This window comes from Aquabacterium sp. (assembly GCF_048860245.1).
Lineage (GTDB): Bacteria > Pseudomonadota > Gammaproteobacteria > Burkholderiales > Burkholderiaceae_C > Aquabacterium.
This window is the reverse complement of sequence record NZ_JBLIZW010000046.1, coordinates 21,519-43,731: the sequence shown is the minus strand read 5'-3', so window position 1 is coordinate 43,731 and position 22,213 is coordinate 21,519. Positions and strand designations below refer to the sequence as shown.

General features: G+C 63.1%; 19 protein-coding genes. 6 read left to right on the top strand and 13 right to left on the bottom strand.

Annotation, left to right across the window (positions count from 1 at the left end; all coding sequences use genetic code 11):
* The first annotated feature begins 393 nt into the window (after positions 1–393).
* Complete coding sequence (locus ACMV18_RS05285; protein WP_420816980.1) at positions 394–1,155, top strand: 16S rRNA (uracil(1498)-N(3))-methyltransferase; 762 nt, start codon at positions 394–396, stop codon at positions 1,153–1,155.
* 46 nt (positions 1,156–1,201) lie between these two features.
* Here the strand turns inward: ACMV18_RS05285 and ACMV18_RS05280 are convergent, their stop codons facing one another.
* The 8 genes from ACMV18_RS05280 to argS form a co-directional block, all read right to left on the bottom strand.
* Positions 1,202–2,725 carry a THUMP domain-containing class I SAM-dependent RNA methyltransferase gene (locus ACMV18_RS05280; RefSeq protein ID WP_420816979.1) on the bottom strand — a complete coding sequence of 508 codons (1,524 nt, stop codon included), beginning with the start codon at positions 2,723–2,725 and terminating at the stop codon, positions 1,202–1,204.
* A gap of 30 nt (positions 2,726–2,755) precedes the next feature.
* Positions 2,756–3,466, bottom strand: coding sequence for a DUF599 domain-containing protein (locus ACMV18_RS05275; protein WP_420816978.1), 711 nt, complete (start codon positions 3,464–3,466; stop codon positions 2,756–2,758).
* 67 nt (positions 3,467–3,533) lie between these two features.
* On the bottom strand, positions 3,534–5,081 hold the full coding sequence (locus ACMV18_RS05270) for an RNA polymerase factor sigma-54 (RefSeq protein ID WP_420816977.1): 1,548 nt from the start codon (positions 5,079–5,081) through the stop codon (positions 3,534–3,536).
* Positions 5,082–5,089: 8 nt separating this feature from the next.
* Complete coding sequence (gene lptB, locus ACMV18_RS05265) at positions 5,090–5,860, bottom strand: LPS export ABC transporter ATP-binding protein (RefSeq protein ID WP_420816976.1); 771 nt, start codon at positions 5,858–5,860, stop codon at positions 5,090–5,092.
* Position 5,861: 1 nt separating this feature from the next.
* A complete protein-coding gene (lptA, locus tag ACMV18_RS05260; RefSeq protein WP_420816975.1) occupies positions 5,862–6,410 on the bottom strand; it encodes a lipopolysaccharide transport periplasmic protein LptA in 549 nt (182 codons plus the stop codon).
* 166 nt (positions 6,411–6,576) lie between these two features.
* A complete protein-coding gene (locus ACMV18_RS05255; protein WP_420816974.1) occupies positions 6,577–7,233 on the bottom strand; it encodes a thiol:disulfide interchange protein DsbA/DsbL in 657 nt (218 codons plus the stop codon).
* Positions 7,234–7,265: 32 nt separating this feature from the next.
* Entirely contained in the window at positions 7,266–7,961 is a 696-nt protein-coding gene (locus ACMV18_RS05250; protein WP_420816973.1) for an SPOR domain-containing protein, read from the bottom strand.
* A gap of 28 nt (positions 7,962–7,989) precedes the next feature.
* Positions 7,990–9,681 carry an arginine--tRNA ligase gene (gene argS, locus ACMV18_RS05245; protein WP_420816972.1) on the bottom strand — a complete coding sequence of 564 codons (1,692 nt, stop codon included), beginning with the start codon at positions 9,679–9,681 and terminating at the stop codon, positions 7,990–7,992.
* A 142-nt stretch (positions 9,682–9,823) separates the two neighbouring features.
* Here argS and ACMV18_RS05240 point away from each other — a divergent pair, with 142 nt between their 5' ends.
* Both ACMV18_RS05240 and ACMV18_RS05235 read left to right on the top strand, forming a co-directional pair.
* Positions 9,824–11,161 carry a serine/threonine-protein kinase gene (locus ACMV18_RS05240; protein WP_374257039.1) on the top strand — a complete coding sequence of 446 codons (1,338 nt, stop codon included), beginning with the start codon at positions 9,824–9,826 and terminating at the stop codon, positions 11,159–11,161.
* A 123-nt stretch (positions 11,162–11,284) separates the two neighbouring features.
* Positions 11,285–11,563, top strand: a complete 279-nt coding sequence (locus tag ACMV18_RS05235) for a hypothetical protein (RefSeq protein ID WP_420816971.1) — start codon at positions 11,285–11,287, stop codon at positions 11,561–11,563.
* 69 nt (positions 11,564–11,632) lie between these two features.
* On the opposite strand, the gene ACMV18_RS05230 is transcribed toward ACMV18_RS05235, so the two are convergent.
* On the bottom strand, positions 11,633–12,088 hold the full coding sequence (locus ACMV18_RS05230) for a DUF2214 family protein (RefSeq protein WP_420816970.1): 456 nt from the start codon (positions 12,086–12,088) through the stop codon (positions 11,633–11,635).
* 37 nt (positions 12,089–12,125) lie between these two features.
* Positions 12,126–13,049 carry a LysR substrate-binding domain-containing protein gene (locus tag ACMV18_RS05225; protein WP_420816969.1) on the bottom strand — a complete coding sequence of 308 codons (924 nt, stop codon included), beginning with the start codon at positions 13,047–13,049 and terminating at the stop codon, positions 12,126–12,128.
* A gap of 271 nt (positions 13,050–13,320) precedes the next feature.
* On the opposite strand from ACMV18_RS05225, the gene ACMV18_RS05220 reads away from it, so the two are divergent.
* A complete protein-coding gene (locus ACMV18_RS05220; protein WP_420816968.1) occupies positions 13,321–15,522 on the top strand; it encodes a malate synthase G in 2,202 nt (733 codons plus the stop codon).
* 48 nt (positions 15,523–15,570) lie between these two features.
* Here the strand turns inward: ACMV18_RS05220 and ACMV18_RS05215 are convergent, their stop codons facing one another.
* Positions 15,571–18,699, bottom strand: coding sequence for a CHASE domain-containing protein (locus tag ACMV18_RS05215; protein ID WP_420816967.1), 3,129 nt, complete (start codon positions 18,697–18,699; stop codon positions 15,571–15,573).
* Positions 18,700–18,785: 86 nt separating this feature from the next.
* On the opposite strand from ACMV18_RS05215, the gene ACMV18_RS05210 reads away from it, so the two are divergent.
* The gene (locus ACMV18_RS05210; RefSeq protein WP_374257029.1) at positions 18,786–19,151 is read left to right on the top strand and encodes a response regulator transcription factor; all 366 of its coding nucleotides are present in this window, start codon (positions 18,786–18,788) and stop codon (positions 19,149–19,151) included.
* Between the two features lie 19 nt (positions 19,152–19,170).
* Positions 19,171–20,472, top strand: coding sequence for an HD-GYP domain-containing protein (locus tag ACMV18_RS05205; RefSeq protein WP_420816966.1), 1,302 nt, complete (start codon positions 19,171–19,173; stop codon positions 20,470–20,472).
* Positions 20,473–20,485: 13 nt separating this feature from the next.
* Here ACMV18_RS05205 and ACMV18_RS05200 read toward each other — a convergent pair whose 3' ends face one another.
* Positions 20,486–21,436: an alpha/beta fold hydrolase gene (locus tag ACMV18_RS05200; RefSeq protein WP_420816965.1), complete on the bottom strand. Its 951-nt coding sequence runs from the start codon at positions 21,434–21,436 to the stop codon at positions 20,486–20,488.
* 83 nt (positions 21,437–21,519) lie between these two features.
* Entirely contained in the window at positions 21,520–22,212 is a 693-nt protein-coding gene (locus tag ACMV18_RS05195; protein WP_374257025.1) for a histidine phosphatase family protein, read from the bottom strand.
* Position 22,213: the final 1 nt, after the last annotated feature.

Below are 22,213 nucleotides of genomic sequence, written 5' to 3'. Positions count from 1 at the left end.
TCAGTTCAATCTCTGTAAACTCACTCTTTCGGAATTGAAGTGAACTTCACTACAAGTGAATTTCATTTCGTCTTCCGTGAGCATTTGGCTTCTTTCATCCAAACACCCACGCTTATCGGCTGTTAATTTTTAAAGAACTTGTCGCTTGCGTCGATCGCTTGTTTGTTGTCGCGATCAGCGAAGAACGCAATTATGGCACTGTTTTTCATGAGTGCGCAAGTCTTTTTGCAAAAAAGTTGAAAAAAGATGCGGGCACCCTCTGGCGGAGGGCTTTGGCGGTGTCAGCGTTGCTTCGTTTTCGTTGGCGGACAATGGCGTTTGCGGCGGGTGATGTCTGAGGGAGATCTCGTCCGGACTGCAGGGATCACTTGTCTTGAATGAGGGTTGCGCGTGTTGCCTCGTTTTTTTGTCGGCGCTTTGCCGGGTGCCTTGCCTGATCATGAGTTGCAGTTGCCGGACGGCGCTGCGCGTCACGTTCAGGTGTTGCGCATGCAGCCTGGGCAGTGCATCCAGGTCTTTGACGGTGCAGGTCAAGAGTGGGTAGCAGAGATTGGCGAGATGGGGCGCAAGCACGTGGCGGTGCGGCTTCAAAGCGCCGTGCCCAATCATCGCGAGCTGCCGGTGCGCATTACCCTGGCGGTGGGCATGCCGGCCAACGACCGCATGGACACCGTGATCGAGAAGGCCACCGAGTTGGGTGCGTACGCCATCCAGCCCTTGATGTGCCAGCGGTCGGTACTCAGACTGGATGGGGACCGCGCCAACAGGAAGGTGGCGCACTGGCAGGGGGTCGCGGTGGCCGCGAGCGAGCAATGCGGGCGCGCCGTCGTGCCGGTGGTGCATCCCGTGCAAAGCCTGAACACATGGTTGCGCTCAGAGGCGGCTTCGAGCGCGCAGTTTGATCACCGCGCCGTGCTGAGCCTGCGGGAGGCCCGCTCCATTCGTTCGGTGCTGCAGGCGGCCACGGCCACGGATTCGACCCAGGCGGTGCGCTGGGTGTTTCTGAATGGCCCGGAGGGCGGCCTGAACGAGGAAGAGGAAGCCAGCGCGCTGCAAGCCGGGTGGCAAGCTGTGACGCTGGGCGCGCGCACCTTGCGTGCCGACACAGCCCCGTTGGCCGCGCTCAGTGTGATGGCGGCGCATTACGAGGGCTGACCGCGTCTTTCGCCTGCGGTGGGGCGGGCAGGCCAGGGTTTCGGGATCAGTCTTGCGAGGCGCCCGCTTGATCTGCGTCGCCCGTCGGCTTAGGTGTGCGCAGGCTGCCGGCAATCAGATCGAAACGGAACAGTCGGCACTCGATGGGACCGTTGTACATGACGACGCGGCGGCTTTCCTTCAAGCGCATGGCACCGGGCAACTTCATGTCCGGACTCAAGATCCACGCGGTCCGGCCGGTGTAGTGCTTTTTCCAGTGTGACGAAAGCCGCTGGAAGAATGTTGCGGCTTCGTCGTCCTGGAACTGCTCGCGGCCTGCGCGTGCCACGGGCTCCTCGTCGTCGAACTCGGCGCGCTGCTGGTAGGCATTGCGCACCGAACCTTTGGTGTCAATGCGCTCACCATAGGGCGGGTTGAACATCAGGACGCCACGCTCGCAAGGCACCGGGCGCTGCAAGGCGTCTGCCGTCTTGAATTCGATGTACTGCCGCACACCCGCACGTTCGGCATTGCGGGTGGCAAAGTCGGTCATCCGGAAGGCGACGTCGCCGGCGTAAATGGCCACGCGCGGGGGATGCTGGCGATCCTTGGCGGCTTGCTTCAGGCGCTGCCACTCGGGCAGATGTGGCTTGAAGGGCAACAGCTTTTCAAAGGCAAAGCGGCGGTGCAGGCCCGGCGCCATGTCGCACGCAATCTGGGCGGCTTCGATGGGAATGGTGCCGGCGCCACAACAGGGATCCAGCAAGGCGCCATCTTCCGGGCGACCTTGCCACCCGGCTGCCGCCAGCATGGCCGCAGCAAGGGTTTCCTTGAGCGGGGCTTCGCCCGTGTCCTCGCGCCAGCCGCGTTTGAACAGCGCCTCGCCAGAGGTGTCCACATACAGGGTGGCCTCGAGGTCATCCATGTACAGGACCAGGCTGAGGTCGGGGAAGCGGGTATCCACATTGGGGCGCTCGCCGAAACGCTCGCGCAGGTCGTCGCAAACAGCGTCCTTGACGCGCAGGGCGGCGAAATTCAGGCTTTGCAGGTGGCTGCGGCGCGCCGTGACATCCACGCGCAAGGTTTGCCGGGGCGTGATCCAGTCTGCCCAGTTGACACAGCGGGCAAGGAGGTAGATGTCGTCTTCGTGGCGATAGACGCGCGAGGACACCCGCCAGAGAACGCGTTGGGCCAAGCGGCTTTCGAGATTGAGACGCATGGCGTGCCCGATCAGTTCGCGGTGCTTGGCGGCCGGATCGCGCGCGGTCGATGCAGCCTGAACTTCGATGCCACCACGAGACTCGGTGATCTGTGCATCACCGCCCAGGATGCGGCGAGCCTCGTCGGCCAGCAGCGCTTCGACGCCCGAGGGGCACGAGAGGTACAGGGCGGCGGGGCGGTCTGCGTTCAGGACGGGGCCCGGCGAGCGCGCCTGGTGTTCGGGTCGCACGCGACTGGGCGCACGGCCGGCATGCGGGCCTGGGCCGCGGGGGCCCGCGGGATGGGCGCGCAGGGGGCGGTCAGCCGACTCGCCAGACGGACGCCCCGTGGAAGCGGACACAACAGGGCGGCGGGGGGGCTTGATCGGCATGATGAACGAGAGGAAAAAGAGAGGAAGCGCTCAGGCGCGCAAGATGGCGAGCACGTCGGAGTGGAATTCTCGTCGATAGAGCACCCACAACACCGCCAGCGTACCCAGCACAAAGGCAAACGGTGACATGAACCAGCCAATGACGGCGAAAGACAGGTAATACGCACGCAAGCCGTCATTGAAGCTTTCGGCCGCCATGCCCATCAGCTTGCCGGCACGGTCGGCGAACTCCTTGCGATCGGCCTCGCCGCGCGTGAACACATCGACGTTGGGGGCGGACCCCACCATGATCGCACCGAAGGAGTAAACCCGCATCGACCAGGTGAAGCGGAAGAAGGCGTAGATGAAGACCGTGAGCAGGACCAGGATCTTGACGTCGAACACCAGCATGGAGGTTCGCGCCGCGAAAGGCAGGTCCTTCACCAGCTCGGAGGCCTTGTCATTGGTGCCCAGCACGGCGAGCAAGCCCCCAAGCACCAGGATGGTGGTCGACGCCCAGAAGCTGGGGCTGCTGGCCAGATTTTGGGTGACGGCGGCATCGACGATGCGCTGGTCGCGGTGGGTGACCTGCAGCATCCAGAGGCGGCGATAGTGGTTGGTGCTGGACAGCAAGGTGCGCTCGGCTTTGGCGCGACGCTTGGCAAACAGCACATAGCCAATCCAGCTGATGAAAAAGAGCACCAGCGCGGTCCAGTCCTGCCAGGGCAGAACGCTGAGGAGGTGTTCGAGGGAGGTGGGCATGATCTGAACGCAGATGACGATGGGGCCGGTGTACCTCGGCCAGGCTGTCCCCAAAGAGGGATGCGCTTTAGAGTACCTTGCGCAGGTTGGCCGGCGCAATCTTGAGGGCTTCTCGGTACTTGGCCACGGTGCGGCGAGCAACCTGGATGCCCTGCTCTTCCAGCATGTTGGCCAACGCGCTGTCAGACAGTGGCTTTTTGGGATCTTCGGCGGCGACCAGTTGCTTGATCAGGGCGCGCACCGCGGTGCTGGAAGCATTGCCGCCGGCCTCGGTGTTGAGCGACGAACCGAAGAAGTATTTGAGCTCGAAGGTGCCAAAAGGCGTGAGCATGTACTTCGCGGTGGTCACACGCGAGATGGTGGATTCGTGCAGGCCCAGTTCATCCGCGATTTCGCGCAGGACCAGCGGCTTCATGGCGATTTCGCCGTGGGTGAAGAAGTTGCGCTGACGGTCGACGATGGCTTGCGACACGCGCAAGATGGTGTCGAATCGCTGCTGGATGTTCTTGACGAACCAGCGCGCCTCCTGCAGGCGCGCATTGAGGTTGGTGTGGCCTTCGGAGGCTGTGCCGCCGCGCGGCGCACGGGTGGCGCGCAAAGCCTGGGCGTAGTAATCGTTGATGCGCAACCGCGGCATGACGTCCGGGTTGAGCACCACCTTCCAGTTGCGCCCGGATTTCTGCACGATGACATCCGGCACGATGATGTTGGCCTCGGCACGCGTGAAGGCGCGTCCTGGCTTGGGCTCCAGCGCCACGATCAAGGCCTGCGCTTCCTTGAGCAGGGTCTCATCGGCGCCCGTGGCCGCCATGAGCTTCTTGAAATCACGCCGCGCCAGCAACTCGAGATGATGTCGGCAGATCAGGATGGCGATCTGCCGGGCCTCGCTGCTGGGCTGCGCACGCAACTGCAGGATCAGGCAATCGGACAGATTGGCCGCTCCCACACCGACGGGCTCGAGGTTTTGCAGCCACCCCAAGGCACAACGCAGGCGGGACAGGATCTCGTCACGCAGGTCCTCATCGGCCGATTCGGGGGTGAGGCTTTCGGCGATCTCTTCGATGGGGTCGGCCAGGTAGCCGTCCTCGTTGAGCGACTCGATCAGGATCTCGACCGCAGCCATGTCCTGCTGACTCAGGCGCGTTCCCAGCAATTGCTGACGCAGGTGGTCTTGCAGGCTGATGGCCGAGGTGTTGCGCTCCAGCGGGTCGAAGTCATCGTCGTCTCCGCTGGACTGGCGGGCCGGGGCTTCGCTGATGCCATCGAAGTCATCCCGCTCGGTGCCGTTTTCCCAGTCGTCTCGCTCGGTGGCACCCGCGCCCAGATCGGCGGAGTCCAGTCCGGCGGGCTCGGCATCGCTTTGTCCCCCGTCGCGGTCGGCGCCCCCGTCTTCGACGCTGTTGCGGTCGTTGCGTTGGCGCTCGAACTCCATCGTGGCCAGGGTCTCAATGGCGCTGAAGTCTTCCTCGGGTTCGAGGAAGGGATTCTGCTCGAGCATCTGCTCGATTTCCTGATGCAGCTCCAGCGTGGACAGTTGCAGCAAGCGAATGGACTGCTGCAACTGAGGCGTCAACGCCAGATGCTGTGAAAGCCGGAACTGCAGAGATGGCTTCATGGGGGCGCTTACATGCGGAAGTGTTCGCCCAGGTAGACCTTGCGGACCTCAGCGTTGTTGACGATGTCGCCCGGACGGCCTTCGGCCAGCACGCGGCCTTCACTGATGATGTAGGCCCGATCACAGATCCCCAGCGTTTCACGCACGTTGTGATCGGTGATGAGCACCCCGATGCCACGCTCTTTGAGGAAACTGATGATGCGCTGAATTTCGATGACCGCGATGGGGTCGACGCCCGCAAAGGGCTCGTCCAGCAGGATGAAACGGGGCTGTGTGGCCAGCGCACGGGCAATTTCGACCCGACGACGTTCGCCACCGGACAGCGCCAGCGCCGGACTGGTGCGCAGCTTTTCAATGCTCAGATCGTGCAGCAAGGCATTCAGCCGCTGCTCGATGGCGGACTTGCTCAGGCGCTTGCCCTGCTCGTCGACTTGCAACTCGAGCACCGCGCGAATGTTTTCTTCGACATTGAGCTGGCGGAAGATGGACGCCTCTTGCGGCAGATAGCTCAGACCCAGGCGCGAGCGCTGGTGGATGGGCAGCTTTTCGACGCGCTCGCCATCGATGGTGATCTGGCCCGCGTCGGCCGGCACCAGCCCCACGATCATGTAGAAGCTGGTGGTTTTGCCGGCGCCATTGGGTCCCAACAGGCCGACCACCTCGCCGGCGCTCACCGCCACATGGACATCATGGACGACCGTGCGGGCACCGTAGCGCTTCTTGAGTTGTTCGGCGCGCAGTTGGCTGACAGGTCCTGCGGCGGTTGCGTCATCACGCATTTCAGCGGCCCCCTTCCGTCGCAGCACGCGGTTCGCTGCTGCGAGGGGTGATGACGCCACGAACGCGGCCGGACGATGCGGCACCATCTGACGAACCTTCGACCTGGAAGACGGAGGTCTTGTTGTCGTAGACGATGACCGGGCCCGTGACCTGGTCGTTGACCGATTGCCCCTGCAGGCGGCGCATCAGCGCACGCCCCGTGAAACGCACGATTTCGGTCTTGCCGTCGTACACGATGCGCTCGGCTTCGCCTTCGATGAACTCGTCCGCACCATCGCGCTTCTGGCGGAAGTAAGCGCGCCCACCGGGCCCACCGATGGCCGTGGCGGTTTGCGTCCCATCGGCGTTTTGGCGCACTTCCACTCGGTCGGAGCGCACCACCATGCTGCCTTTGGAGATTTCGACATTGCCCGACAGGATGTTCAGGCGTTGCTTGTCTTCCACGCGCGCGGCGTCAGCGGCGAAGTTGAGCGGCTGAAAACGGTCGGCCTTTTCGGCATGCGCTCCCGACACACCAAGCACCAACAGCCCGCCCAGCAGGAGTTGCACAAGGGAGGTCAAAAGCGATGGGAAAGATTGGTTCTGCATCTTCGGCATGAAAGTTGCAGAAATTCTAGCCATGAAGTGCCGGCCTTGCCGGCGAGACCCCGCGAAATACTGCGGAGGTTGACACACGTCCGTACACATGCTTGATGTGCGCGGACGCTGTGGGGCTTCAACGAGACTTGCGCACCAAGTTGATGAGGAAGTCGGTGGTGGCCAGGGTCTTTTCGGGCGTGGCATTGAGGCTGACCGAGGTGGTGAAGCGGCCGCCAATGCCCAGGGTGGGCACGCCATCGATCTTGTACGCGTCGGTCAGGGCGCGGGCTTGCTTGCACTTGGCCTGCACGCCGAACGACTCCATGGTGGCCATGAAGCGGGGGGCATCCACGCCTTGCTTGGCCACAAAGTCGGCGATCAGTTCGGGCTTGTCCAGGCGCTGACCTTGCTCATGCATGGCATGGAAGATCTTGGCGTGGAGCGTCGCGCTCAAGCCCAGGGTTTCAACCGCGAAGTACAGCTTTTGGTGGATGGCAAACGGATTTTCGCGGAACACCACGGGAATCCGGCGGAACACCACATCGGCCGGCAATCGACTGACCCACGCGCTCAACGCGGGCTCGAAATGGAAGCAATGGGGGCAGCCGTACCAGAAGAACTCGACCACTTCGACCTTGCCAGCCGGCGCAGTCACAGGGGCATACTGGTTCAGCTTGACATAGTTCGTGCCCTCGATCGGACCACCCTGTGCCATGGCCAAACCGGGCAGGCCCACGCCCGCTCCCAAGCCCAAGGCGCCCAGGGTTTGGATCGAAAACTCACGACGATTCATGTCTTGTCCTTTCGAAGCCGCCCAATGCGGCATCACTTCTGAATGCGAACCAAGGCCGACTCCACGCCGGCGTTTTGCAGTTTGACGCGAACCTCTTCGGCCTGCTCACGCTGGGCAAACGGGCCAATGCGCACACGGAACATGTTGCGGCCGTTGACTTCGCGCTCTTGAATGCGAGGTTCGAGCCCCATCATGGCCAACTTGGCGCGCTGGGTTTCGGCTTCAGCCTGACTGCCATAGGCACCAGCTTGCACCTGATAGGTCAACGCATCCGAGGCAGGCGTGGCTGACACGGGCTCGCCGGAGAGGATGGCCGCCGGGTTGCGAGCGCTGGACGCGGGTGCTGCCGCAGGCTTGGCTGCCGAGGCCCCCTTGGCCGGGGTGGCGGCAGAAGCCGTTGGAGCAGGCGTTGGGGTGGGCGCGACCGGCGCCTCACGCACCGGAGCAGCGGCGCTGGCCCCCGATGCTGCAGCAGAAGGTGCCGACTCCACCGCGTGCGGCTTGGCCGGGTTCTTGCCATACAGCGGGCTGTTGGGGTCCCAGTTCTTGTTGTGCTCGGCTTCGGCCGCGTCCTGTTCGGCCGTGCGCTGCGGCACCTTGTCGATGAACGGCAGTGGCACTTTGGTGATGTAGATGGCCACACCCAGCGCCAGCGCCAACCCGATCAACAGGCCAACGATCATGCCGAGGAAAAAGCCGCCGCGTTGCGAGCCGCGCTGGGTTGTCATGCGTGGAGTCCTGTCGATCAAGGGTGAATTACATCTTTTCGGGTGCGCTCACGCCCAGGAGGGCGAGACCGTTGCGCAGCACCTGGGCGGTGGCCGTCAGCAACGCCACACGGGCGCGGCTGAGTTCGACCTCGTCGACCAGGAAACGTTCCGCCGCGTAGTAGCTGTGGAACGCGCTGGCCAGATCACGCAGGTAGAAGGCCACGTCGTGCGGGGCCAAACCTTGTGCGGCTGCGGTCAGCATGCCGGGGAACTCGGCCAGCTTGGTCATCAGCGCCAGCTCGGTGTCAGCGGTCAGCAAAGTCAGGTCTGCGCCGTGTATGGCTTGCAGGTCCCCGCCCTTGTCAGCGTACTGCGCACGCACCGAGTGGATGCGTGCATGGGCGTATTGAACGTAGAACACGGGGTTCTCGTCGTTCTGCTTGAGGGCCAGGTCGACGTCGAAGGTGAATTCGGTGTCGGCCTTGCGGCTGATCAGGAAGAAGCGCACGGCGTCCTTGCTGGTCCACTCGATGAGGTCACGCAGGGTGACGTAAGAGCCGGCGCGCTTGGAGATCTTGACCTCCTCGCCGTTCTTCATCACGGTGACCATCTTGTGCAGCACGTAGTCGGGCCAGCCTTGAGGGATGCCGACGCCAGCAGCTTGCAGGCCCGCACGCACGCGGGCGATGGTGCCGTGGTGATCGGAGCCCTGGATGTTGACGCACTGCTCGAAGCCGCGCTCCCACTTGGCGATGTGATAGGCCACATCGGGCACGAAGTAGGTGTAGCCGCCGTCGGTCTTGCGCATGACGCGGTCTTTGTCGTCACCGTAATCGGTGGAGCGCAGCCACAGCGCGCCGCCCTCTTCATACGTTTTGCCCGCATCGACCAGACGCTGGACCGCGTTTTCCACGCGACCGTCGGTGTAGAGGCTGGACTCGAGGTAGTAGTTGTCGAAGCGAACGTCAAAGGCCTTCAAGTCCAGATCTTGCTCATGGCGCAGGTAGGCCACGGCGAACTGGCGGATGCCGTCGATGTCTTCGGGGTCGCCCGAGGCGGTGAACTCGCGGTCATCGGCCTTGACGGTTTTCTTGGCCAGGAAGTCGGCCGCGATCTCGGCGATGTAGTCGCCGTTGTAGGCGGACTCGGGCCAGTGCTCGTCGCCGGGCTTCAGCCCCTTGATGCGTGCGTGGGTGGACCAAGCCAGGGTGCTGATCTGCACACCGGCGTCGTTGTAATAGAACTCACGGGTCACCGACTGGCCCTGGGTTTCGAACAGGTTGCACAGGGCGTCGCCCAAAGCGCCTTGACGACCGTGGCCCACGTGCAGCGGACCCGTGGGGTTGGCCGACACGAACTCGACCAGCACTTTCTTGCCCGTCTTGGGTTGCCAGCCGAATTGCTCGCCGGCGGCCAGCACGTCGGTCACGATGGATTGCTTGGCGGCGGGCTTGAGGCGCAGGTTGATGAAGCCGGGGCCCGCGATTTCGATGGGCAACTGCACCCATTGCTGCACGGCAGGCTGGGCTTCGAGGGCGGCCACCAGGGCCGTGGCCAGCTCGCGTGGGTTCTTCTTCAGCGGCTTGGCCAACTGCATGGCCGCCGTCACGGCCAGATCACCGTGGGCAGCTTGCTTGGGGGCTTCGAAAACCGGAGAGAAGGACGCAGGGGCGTCGGGCGCCGCCTGGCGCAGGGCCTCACCGAGGGCAGAAAGAAGGTCACGCTTGGCTTGAATCATGGGTGGAATTCTACGAGGGCTGCCGCCGTGGGTGTACAACGTCGATCAAGAGAGGAGAATTGCACACTTCATCAGGGTCTTTTCGCACAACGGGAAATCACGCACAGTGGAAAGATCCGGACAAGGAGATCATTGGCTCAGCATGGATGACATCGACATCGACCTCGACAACGGTCTGATCGGCAAGTACCGCATCACCAAGAAGCTGGGCGACGGCGCCACCAGCGAGGTGTTCTTGTGCCGGGATGATTTCCATGACCGGGATGTGGCCATCAAGCGTGTGCGCTCGTCGGTGCTGATCGACGCGGTGGATGGCCCGGTGTACGCGCGCTTCTTTGCGGCCGAGGCCGCTTTGGTCGGCCGACTGCAACACCCGAACGTCGTGCACATTTACGACGCGGTACCCGATCCGGTGTCGCCGTATGTGGTGATGGAGTATGTGCCGGGCACCACGCTGCGCACGTTCTGCCGTCCCGATCAGCTGCTGCCACTGGATCAGATCATTGAAGTGGGTTTCAAGTGCGCAATGGCCTTGGGCTATGTGTACCGCCAAGGCCTGATCCATCGCGACGTGAAGCCGGCCAACATCCTGGCAATCACCAACGAAGCCGGTCAGGTGGTGGACGTCAAGATCAGCGACTTTGGCAGCGTGCTCAACCTGACGGCCGAGTCCACCCAAATCCACCAAGTAGGGTCGCTGGCCTACATGGCCCCCGAGCAACTGGATGGGGAGACACCTGACTGCCGCGCCGACATTTACGGCTTGGGCGCGGTGCTGTACCACCTGATCGCGGGGCGACCGCCCTTTGAAGCATCGTCGCAAGCGGTGCTGATGAACCAGATCTACAACCAGATGCCGGCGCCCTTGTCCGGCATGCGGGCAGGCGTGGACACGGCCGTGGACGAAGTGGTGATGCGCGCCCTGGCCAAGAACCGGGACGACCGCTACCCCAGCTGGGATGCGTTTGCACAAGCCCTGTCCGGTCTGATTGCCGAGCACAAGGTGCCCCGCGGCCACCTGCAGGGCGTGCTGGATTCGGAGCGGTTCAACCTGCTGCGTACGCTGGACTTTTTCTCCAACTTTGGCGATGTTGAGTTGTGGGAGGTGGTGCACCGGGCCAAGTGGCAGCGCTTTTCGTTTGGCCATGCCTTGTACCGACGGGGCGAAGAGGGGCGCACCTTCCACATCATTGCCCAAGGCAGTGTCGAGGTGTACCGCAGCAGCAAGCGGGTGGCGCTGCTGGGCGCCGGCACCTCGGTGGGCGAGATGGCCTATTTGGCGCCCAATCCCGAGTTGCGACGTCACAGCACCGACGTGGTGGTGACCGAGCCCGCGACCACCATTTCGTTCACCCCGGACACGATGCAGCAGCTCAGCCCCACATGCCGGCATCTGTTTGATGAAGCCTTCATCCGCGTGCTGGTGCGGCGCCTGCATGCGGCCCACGAGGCCCTGGCCCACCCGCGGCGCATCATGTGAGGTGCCCCGCACCTCAATTTACCGGTGCTGTCATCGCATGGACGGCGCCACGCGTTAAGCTGCACAGACGGATGGCGAACGGTCGCCTCCGCAGAATGCCTGACCTGAAACTAGGAGCTCCACATGCGTGCACTGATTGCTTCCCTGACTCTGGCCCTGCTGGCCACCGTGGCTCACGCGGGTGATGCGGCTTGCGAAGCCAAAGCGGTTGACAAGAATGGCAAGGCCCTGGCGGGTGCGGCCAAGACCAGCTTCATCAAGAAGTGCGAGAAGGAGTCGGGGGCAGCCAGTGCCGGCGCTGCCTGCGCGGCCAAGGCGGTCGACAAGAATGGCAAGGCCCTGGCGGGTGCAGCCAAGACCAGCTTCATCAAGAAGTGCGAAAAGGATGCGGCGGCGAAGTAAACCTTCCAGCCGGTTTCTGAATCGCATGGGCTCCTTCGGGAGCCCTTTTTGATGGCCGCAAGGCCAAGTTCAGAAGGTCCAGACGCCACGCGCCAGCAAGGTGGCGGCCAGTGGAATGAGCAGCATCACATGCGCCTGAAACATGATGATGCGCCGCACCGCCAGCACCTCAGCGGCGGCCGGCAGCACATTCAGTTCGTCCCAACGCTTGCGCCACCGCAAAAAACTGAACGTGGGCTTGAGCGACAGGACGCCGATGAAGGCGAAGATGGTCAGCTTGGCGTGCAGCAAGGGCTGCGTCCAGTACCACCCCGCGCCTTTGATGCCCCAGAAGGTGCGCGCCAGACCCGTGAGCAGCACAACCGCCGCAGCCGCCAGATACAAGGTGTCGATGCGCACCAGTCGGTGAATCACGGCCGCGTTGAGCCACTCGGGCCGACACAGGGCGGCCTCGCTGGTCACGAAGACCACGACACCCAGGATGGCGGCAAAGTGGGCATAAGCCAGGATGGCTTCCAGCAACATGGCGGTCAGATCAAGTTGGATCGGGCAAGGTCCTGCATCATGCCCCAGTCACGGCGACTTGTTGCCAATAGACCTCATCGGCGTAGGCCTCCTTGATGAAGTCGATCCACAGGCGCACCCGCAAAGGCAGGTGCTTGCGCTGGGCAAACACCGCATAAATGCCGTTGGGTGGCGCCGCATACGCGTCCAGCACGCTGACCAGTCGGCCGGCCTGCACGTCGGCCGACACCTCCCACCAGGAGCGCCAGGCCAACCCCAGTCCGGCCAGACACCAGGCATGCAGGACCTGACCATCAGAGCAGTCCAGCCGCGTCGAGGGGCGCACCCGGGTCAACTGCCCATCCATCGTGAAGGCCCACCCGCGCGTCTGACTGGCTTCGGAGCTCAAGGTCAGGCAGTCATGTCGGGTGATGTCGGAAGGATGCTCGGGGCGACCACGCCCGGCCAGATAGGTCGGACTGGCCACGCACAGGCGACGGTTGTCGGCCAGACGGGTGCTCACCAGCGACGAATCCGGCAAGTCCCCCACGCGGATGGCGCAGTCATAACCATCGTTGACGAGGTCGACCAGCCTGTCTGACAAATCCAGGGACAAGGACACCTCCGGGTGCCGTGCGATGAATTGCGGCACCAGGGGCGCCACATGGCGACGCACGAACCCCGCCGGCGCGGTGATGCGCAAATGGCCGCTGGCTTTCAGCCCTCCGGCGCTCACGCTGGCCTCGGCATTCGCCAACTCGGCCAGCACGCGCTGAGCATCTTCCAAGAAGGCGCTGCCTTCGTGGGTCAAAGTGATGCGGCGCGTGGTGCGCACCAGCAACTTGACGCCCAGACGCTCTTCCAGGGCATCGATGCGACGCCCGATCACGGCCGGAGCCACGCCTTCGGCGGCCGCGGCGGCCGTCAGGCTGCCTTTCATGGACACGGCCACGAACGATTCGATCTGCTTGAGTCGGTCCACGTCTGTTGCTCCCCCGGCCACCTGCCGGAACAGAACTGCGCGTCACATCCTGAACGCACCCGGCCCGCCCGACAAGATGGGGTCAACCCAAATCCGCAGGAATGCGGGCCCATTTCCGGTTGATTTTTGCTTAAAAGTCATGAATCCATGAATTTTATGGGCAGTAATGTTCACGAAAGTATCGAATAAACTTCCGTGTTCAGCTGGTGCTTCGGCCACGCCCGAGGTCACCCACCCCTCTCCTCCAAGATCATCTCCTGACGAGGTTTTCATGACCGCACGTACCACCGTCCACAGCCTGCAAGTGGCCACCGAACTCTTCCGTTTTGTCGAAGACAAGGTGTTGCCCGGCACCGGCATTGACAGCGCCAAGTTCTGGGCTGGCTTTGACCAGATCGTCAACGACCTGGCCCCCAAGAATGCCGCCCTGCTGGCCGAGCGCGACCGCATCCAGGCCGAGATGGACGCATGGCACACCGCCAACCCCGGCCCGATCCAGGACATGGCCGCCTACAAGGCCCACCTGGAAAAGATCGGCTACCTGGTGCCCGTGCCCGCTGACGTGCAAGCCACGACCGCCAATGTGGACGCCGAACTGGCCCTGCAAGCCGGCCCCCAACTGGTGGTGCCCATCCTGAACGCCCGCTACGCACTGAACGCCGCCAACGCACGTTGGGGCAGCCTGTACGACGCGCTGTACGGCACCGATGCCATCTCCGAAGAAGGCGGCGCTGAAAAAGGCACGGGCTACAACCCCGTCCGTGGCGCCAAGGTCATCGCCTGGGCCCGCAACTTCCTGGATCAATCCGCTCCGCTGGAAGGCGCTTCCCACAAGGACGCCGCCGGCTACCGCGTCGAAGGCGGCAAGCTGGTCGTGACCCTGGCCAATGGTTCGACCACTGGCTTGGCCAACCCCGCGCAGTTCGTGGGCTTCCAAGGCGACGCGGCGGCCCCCAAGAGCGTGCTGCTGGTCAACAACGGCCTGCACGTCGACATCCAGATCAACCGTGAAACCGCCATCGGCAAGACCGATCCGGCCGGCGTGTCCGACCTGATCCTGGAAGCGGCCCTGTCCACCATCCTGGACCTGGAAGACTCCGTCGCCGCCGTGGACGCCGAAGACAAGGTGCTGGGCTACAGCAACTGGCTGGGCATTCAACAAGGCACGTTGGCCGAAGAAGTGGCCAAGGGTGGCAAGACTTTCACCCGTACGCTGAACGGCGACCGCGTGTACACCGGCGCCAATGGCGGTGAAGTCAAGCTGCACGGTCGTTCGCTGATGTTCGTGCGTAACGTGGGTCACCTGATGACCAACCCCGCCATCCTGTGGGGCGCCGAGGGCAAGGAAATCCCCGAAGGCATCATGGACGCCGTGATCACCACCACCATCGCCCTGCACGACCTGCAAGGCCATGGCAAGATCAACGGCCAAGCCATCCGCAACTCGCGCGCGGGCTCGATCTACATCGTGAAGCCCAAGATGCACGGCCCGACCGAAGTGGGCTTCGCCAACGAACTGTTCGGCCGCGTTGAACAGCTGCTGGGTCTGGCTGACAGCACCGTCAAGCTGGGCATCATGGACGAAGAGCGTCGTACCTCGGCCAACCTGAAGGCCTGTATCGCTGCCGCCAAGAGCCGCGTGGCCTTCATTAACACCGGTTTCCTGGACCGCACCGGCGACGAAATGCACACAGCCATGCTGGCCGGCGCCATGATGCGCAAGGGCGACATCAAGGGTTCGGACTGGATTGCTGCGTACGAGCGCCGCAAAGTGCTGATCGGTCTGCAATGTGGCCTGAAGGGCCGCGCGCAAATCGGCAAGGGCATGTGGGCCATGCCTGACCTGATGGCCGAAATGCTGAAGCAAAAGATCGGTCACCCCAAGGCTGGCGCCAACACCGCCTGGACACCGTCGCCGACCGCCGCCACCCTGCACGCCACCCACTATCACCAAGTGAGCGTGGCAGCGGTGCAAACCGAGATCGAGAAGTCTGGCGAAGACGCCCAGGCCCTGATGGACAAGCTGCTGACCATCCCCGTGGTGGCACAAGCCAACTGGACCGAAGCCGAGAAGCAGCAAGAGCTGGACAACAACATCCAGGGCATCCTGGGTTACGTGGTCCGCTGGATTGACCAAGGCGTCGGCTGCTCGAAGGTGCCTGACATCCATGACATCGGCCTGATGGAAGACCGCGCGACCCTGCGTATCTCCAGCCAGCACGTGGCCAACTGGCTGCACCATGGCGTGGTGACCGAAGCCCAAGTGCGTGAAACCTTCACCCGCATGGCCGCCATCGTCGACAAGCAAAACGCTGGCGACAAGCTGTACGAATCGCTGGTCGCGAACCCCAACGGTTGCGCCTTCCAAGCCGCACTGGACCTGGTGTTCAAGGGCAAGGAACAGCCTTCTGGCTACACCGAACCCCTGCTGCACGCCTGGCGTCAGAAGAAGAAGGCCGAAGCCAAGGCCTGATCGGTTTCATCGACCGCATCAAGAAGGCGCCCTGCGGGGCGCCTTTTTTCATGCTGGCTGGACGTCGTGAGACTCGGTCTGACAGTTGAGCACCAGGGTCACGGTGGTGCCCTCGCCCTCTTTGCTGTCGATCACCACGCGCCCGCCCATCAACTCCATGATTTCCTTGACGATGGCCACACCGAGGCCTGTCCCGGGAATGTTGCCGGACTTGTCGGCGCGGTAGAAGCGCTCCCCCACGCGGCTGAGCTGCTCTGGGTTCATGCCCATGCCAAAGTCCCGGATCTGCACGCCCACCACCTGTCGGCCGGCCTCTTCCCGCTGCACCAGATACACCCAGACGTCCCCCCCGCTGGGCGAGTACTTGTAGGCGTTGGACAGCACGTTCAGCACGGCTTGCCGCATCTTTTGCTGGTCCACCCAGACCATGACCGGCTCGTCTGGCCAGCAGGTCTTGGGCAGCGAGCGGCCATCGGGAGCCTTGAAGTCACGGATCACTTCCTGCACCAGCGACTCCAGATTGCAGGCCGTGAACTCGAAGTCCTTGCCTTGTCGTGCTTCCAGTCGAGACAGGTCCAGCAATTCGTTGATGATGGCCGCCATGGCCTCGCTTTGACGATAGATGCGGCCCAGCAACTCACGTTGCTTCTCCGGCTTGAGCTCACGGGTCAGCAGCAATTCGGTGAACCCGTAAATCGAGGCCATGGGCGTGCGCAACTCATGGGCAGCCACCGACAAGAAGGCGCTCTTCATCTCGTCCACTTCGGTCTCGTGGGTGACATCGCGCAGATGCAGCACCTGTGACACGGCCACCCCTTGCCCCTGGCTGAGGCGCAACTCCAGCATGCGGCGGGCAGGCGGCTTCATTTCCAGCATGACGCGACCGGTTCCGGCATGTCCGGCTTCATGCAGCAGGGTCTCCAAGGTGGTGGGCAGCACCTCAGGCTCGTCCACTGCAGTGCGCAAGATCGTGCGGATGAAGGTGGCTTCGTCCAGCCCGTGCAAGGCACCTGGCAGCATGCCTGTCAGTCGGGGCGTGGCAGGGCTGACGTAGCTGACGCGACCTTGCGCATCGAACGACACGAACGCGTCCTGCGTCAGACTGAAGATGGCCGCCATCTGCTCGATGTGCGCCTGCAACTGCGATTGGGCCAAGCGCCGCTCGTGCACGTCCTGGATGGAGCCCGCCATGCGCGTGGCGCGCCCCAAATCATCAAAGTACACCTTGGCGCGAGAACGGAACCACCGGTACTCGCCGGCACGCGTGCACAGACGGTACTCCATGTCATAAGGCTCGGCGTGCGTCAGTGCGGCGTTGATGGTCGCGAAGGTCCGTTCCTGATCTTCCGGGTGCAACATGCTGTCAAACGTGGCCAGATCCGGTTTGAGCGCACCCGGCGAGTAGCCCAGCAAACGGAAGAACTGCGGCGACCACCACATTTCCTGAGAGTGGATGTTCATCCAGTCCCACAGGCCGTCGTTGCCGCCGTCAATGGCCAGGTTGTAGCGTTCCGCGTTGGCCTTGATGGCGTCCTGCGCCTGGCGTGACTCGGTGATGTCGTACGAAATCGAGATGTACTTTTCAACCTGCCCGCGCTGATCCAGCACTGGGGAGATCACGCAGTGGACCCAATACTGCTCACCACTGCGGCGACGGTTGCAGATGTCGCCCGTCCAAGACCGACCGTGCAGCAAGGCCTGCCACGCGGTGATCCAGAACAGGTCGTCGTGACTGCCGCCATTCAGGATGCGCGGGTTCTGCCCCAACAGTTCGTTGCGCTCATAGCCACAAGCATGGCAAAACGCCTCGTTGACATCGATGATCCGGCCATCGGGCGCCGTCACACACACCATCCCGAAACGGTCCAGTGTCTCGAGCAATGCGTTGCTTTCGTGGGTCATGGCCTGCGCCAAATCCTCTGCCCGCACGCGCGCGGTCCGCAGCAGCCACAAGGCTGCCGCGATCATGCTGCTCAACAGCAGGCCCAGCAAGCCAATCCAGGTGGGCATGGCAAAGGCCACATCGCGCTCAAAGCTCTCCGTGGAGCGCACCTCCAGCGTGAGCGCTCGCCCACCAATCAGCAAATGATGCAGTCGGCGGAATCGTCCCCCACCGCTCACTTGCCGCTCCTGGGTGCTGTCGGTGCCCGCCATCCAGTGCGCAGGCTCAGGCTCATAACCGTCGTAGAGCGTGAACCGGACCAAAGATGCCGCAGCCGAGTCCAACCCGGCCACCAATTCAGCGGCCACGATCGGGGCATAAATCACCCCGAGCAGATGGTCTCGCCGGGTCTGCGGTGTGTCGGCTGCCACACCTGGTTGAAACACTGGTAACAAATATAAAAAACCTGGGCGATGGTGCTGGTCCTGCAGCAAGACAATGGGCGGCGTCAGCGATGGCAACCCAGTGTCCACCACCTCGTCCAGCGCCTGCCGTCTGCGGGGATCCGAGCCCAGATCGAACCCCCATGCCGGGCGGTTGAACTCCAGCGGCTCGATGTTCTTGATCACGTACAGGTCTGGCGCCGCGGTGGTCGGATGCACGGCGTAATCCGGCGCATGGTCCGCACGCACCTGCTGGATGAAACGGGCCAGGTCCTCACGCTTGATGTATTTGATGAAGCCCATCCCCCGGATCCCGGGAAACTCGCTGACCACGTCTCGTGAGCCCACCCACGTGCGAAATCCCGCCTGTGGCAACTCGCCACCATGTGCCAGCATGGCGCCTCGCACCCCCTTGAGCCCCGCCAGGGTCTTGTCGAGGCGCGCCTCCAGCGTCCGCTGCAACTGGACGCTGACGCGGTCGAACTGCGCGTCCGCCGCTTCGGTGGACTTCTGATGCAGGCCCACCGCCACCATCACCGACAGTGCCGCCCCCCCGACAAACACCAGAAGCGGAAAAGGCAAGGAGCGCTGAAAGGGAACGGACCACAACAAACGCTCCATGGACGGCTTGTTGTCGGCAATCGCCTGACGCTGCCAGAAACGAAAAGCACGCCATGTCAACAAGGGGCCCGACAAGACCGCCAGCATGGCGGAGTCCAACAGGGCCTCTTGCCAGCCGTGCAAGCCTGGCGCCAGCACGGGCAGCGCCAGCATGACCACGGCTTCCGCACTCAGGAAGATGGCCAGGCTCTCCACCAATAGGCGCAAGACACCAACGTGTATTTTCGACATGAGGTAATTTCGGCGTTCACCCTCATAATCTTGAGAAACGGACCGATATCCCATCTGCCCTTGACTTGCGCCACCGCCTGCAGCCCATGAAGCGTGTTCTGATCGTTGAAGACCAACTCGATATCCGCGAACTGATTCGCATGACGCTGGAAATCGAGGATCTGGACATTCACGAAGCGGAAAACGGCACCATCGGCATCGAAATGGCCAAGCAGTTGCGGCCAGACATGCTGCTGCTGGACATCATGATGCCAGGTCATGTGGATGGGTTTGAGGTCTGCCGACAGATCAAGTCCACGCCAGAGCTGGCCTCGACCAAAGTGATCTTTCTCAGCGCAAAGGGGCAAGAAAGCGACCGGCAGTTGGGGCAATCATTGGGGGCCGAGGCATACTTGACCAAGCCTTTCAGTCCACGCCAGTTGCTGGAAGTGGTCACGAAACACCTGAACTGAACCCGTCGTTGAATTGAATATGGCCGTTGCGGAACTGAACGATGCGCATTACATCCAGCCCGAGCAACTCTGCATCGGGCTGTACGTGCATCTGGATTTGTCCTGGACGCAGCACCCGTTCACCTTCTCCAGCTTCCGCATCCGCAATCAAGGTCAGATCGACACGCTGCGCAGCCTGGGACTGACGCGCATCCGCTACATCCCCGAGAAAAGCGAGGCGGAGCCCCTGCCTCCGGCGCCCCAGGCCGCCGAGACCCATGCCACGGAAGCATCTGCGGTGGCCACAGCGCCCGCCCAGTCCGCTGCGGATCAAGCAGACGTGCTGATGCGTCGCGTGCACCTGGAAAAGTTGGCCATGCAGCGTGCACGGGCCAGTGCCTGCGAGCAAGCGCTTGTTGCGGCCACCCGCACCATCCGCGGCATCAACCAGCACGTGTTTTCCATGCCGGGCGATGTCCGTCGCTCGTCCACCGACCTGGTGTACTCCATGGTGGAGTTGCTGCTGGTGGACGCCGACGTGTCCATTCAGTTGATGGCCGATCGCATTGGCGGCGATGAGGTCTACAGCCACGCATTGAACGTGACCTTGCTGTCCATGATGGTCGCCAAGGAAATGCAGGCCCCACCCGAGGTGATCCGTACTGTGGGCTTGGGCGCGCTGTTCCACGACATTGGCGAGTTGGAGTTGCCCGCCGCATTGCTGCGCAAACATGACGGCCTGACCAGCGCCGAGGTGCGGCTCAAGCAGATGCACTGCGAGTACGGCGTCCAGATCGCCCGCAAGCTGGAGCTGCCGGCGGGCATCCTGCCCATCATCTTGCAACACCATGAGCGACTGGATGGCTCGGGCTACCCGTCCGGCTTGACGGGCGCACAGATGTCGCTGGCCTCACGGATTGTGGCCCTGGTCAATGCCTATGACGAGTTGTGCAACCCGTCCGATCCCAATCAGGCCATGACCCCACACGAAGCCCTGTCCTTGCTGTTCTCGCAGCAAAGCAGCCGCTTTGACAGCAAGGCCTTGAGCACCTTCGTGCGCTGCATGGGCGTCTACCCGCCCGGCACCGTGGTCGAACTCAGCGACGACCGTCTGGCCATGGTGGTGTCGGTGAACACCAGCAAGCCCCTGCGCCCGGTGGTCTTGGTTTACAACCCGGCCATTCCGAAGTCCGAAGCCCTGCTGTTGGACCTGGAGCACGAGCCAGCCTTGTCGGTTCGCAAGACCTTGCGCCCACAACAGTTGAGCCCGGAAGCGCACGCCTACCTGTCACCGCGCACGCGCACGACGTACTACTTCGACAGCGAGCCTCAACCCGAGTGAGGTCCTTGTGCCGTCACGGCTGCGCCAGAAAGCGCTGGACGGCTGAGACGGTGCGCGCCGGGTCTTCCTCGTGGGGCACATGCCCCAGCCCCTCGAACATCACCATCTGACTGCCAGGAATGTCGCGCTGGAAGCGCTGGGCGTTGTCAGGCGGGATCAACTGGTCTTGCGCCCCCCACAAAATCAGCGTGGGCTGCCGCACCTCTTTCACCTGATCGGCGTACTGGCCTGTCGGCGCTTGCGTGAATCGCTCAGACAGGGCCGCACGGTTCCCCGCCCGCAAGGTCAACTCGTAATAGCGATCGACCAGCTCGGTGGTGACCTTGCTGGGGTCGCCATACACATTGCGGACGCTGGATTCAATGGCCCCACGCGGCAGCAGCTTCGCCATCACGGGCTTGAGCGCGGGCATGCGTGCGAGCTTGAACCCAATGGGCATGCTGCGCGGCTCGAAGTAATACCCGGCCGAGTCAACCAACACCAGACGGCTCACGCGCGTGGGGTGGTCGACGGCGGTCTTCCAGGCCACCTCGCCCCCGAAGGAATTGCCCCCCAGGATCACCGACTGCTGCACCCCCAGCTGGTCCAGGACCGCAATCACGAAGTCGGCATACGTGGGCAAGCGGTAATCGTTGGTCGGGTTGGGACCTGTCAGGCCGAATCCCGGCATGTCGACACGGATGACACGGTGCTGTGTCTTCAGGGCACTCACCCAGCCATCCCAGGTGTGCAACGAAGCAGAGGTCCCATGCAGCAAGACCAGCGGGTGTGGATCATCCCGGGGGCCCTCGTCGCGCACATGCACCTGCATGTCCATCACCGAGATGAAACGCGAAGGCGCCGGCGCCCAACGTACAGACAGTGACTGCACCGACCGATCCGGGGCCCACGCCTGACTCACCCCCAAGCCTGCCAGCGCGACCAGCGCCAGCACCACGCCAGCTGCCCACCTGCGTTTGCTCATCTGCCTCTCCGTCGTTTTTTGCTTTCAGCCCATCTCTGCGGAACCGAATCCGCATGCATTGGCCGTTATAGCAGGCACGACGTTCAGCGGAAGGTCAGCAGGGACGATTCTGCGCCTTCCAGGTGCGCATGTTCATTGATGGAAACCAGATGCAGGCCGTCCCGGCCGGTCACGATCTTGGTTACGCCGGCGTTGGCCAGCGTCCAGTTGATCGTGAAGGCTTGTGCATCGCTCAAGCCCAGCAGGTGCGCGCACATCACACTGATGGTGCCCCCCGACGTGAAGGCAACTGTGTGCCCCTTGGCCGGCGTCAGGGCCACCAGGTCCTCCAGCGCCGACACACATCGCAGCTTGAAAACCGACCAGGGCTCGTCGTACTCGTCATCATGATTGCCGCCCACCCAGCGGGTCACGGCATCTTGGAAGAACTTCTGAAAGGCGCGACGGGGATCCCCCGCAGCGGCCATCTCGCTCATCATCACGGTCTTGCTCGCATAGCGCGGCTCGGCCACTTCGATGACGTTCTCGTGCGCGAACTCGTTGACCCCGGCATGAATCTGCAGCGGCAGATTCACCCCCATCTCGGCCAAGGCGCCCGCAGCGGTTTCCTGATGGCGCTGCATGGTGCCGCTGACCACAGCCGTGGGCTGCACACCCCGCGCCTGCAAGGCACACCCGACCACGCGGGCCTGCTCATGCCCAACGGGGGACAGGGCGTCGTAGTTTTCGCTGCCGAAGGACGCCTGACCGTGACGAATGAGGTAGATGGCCCCCATC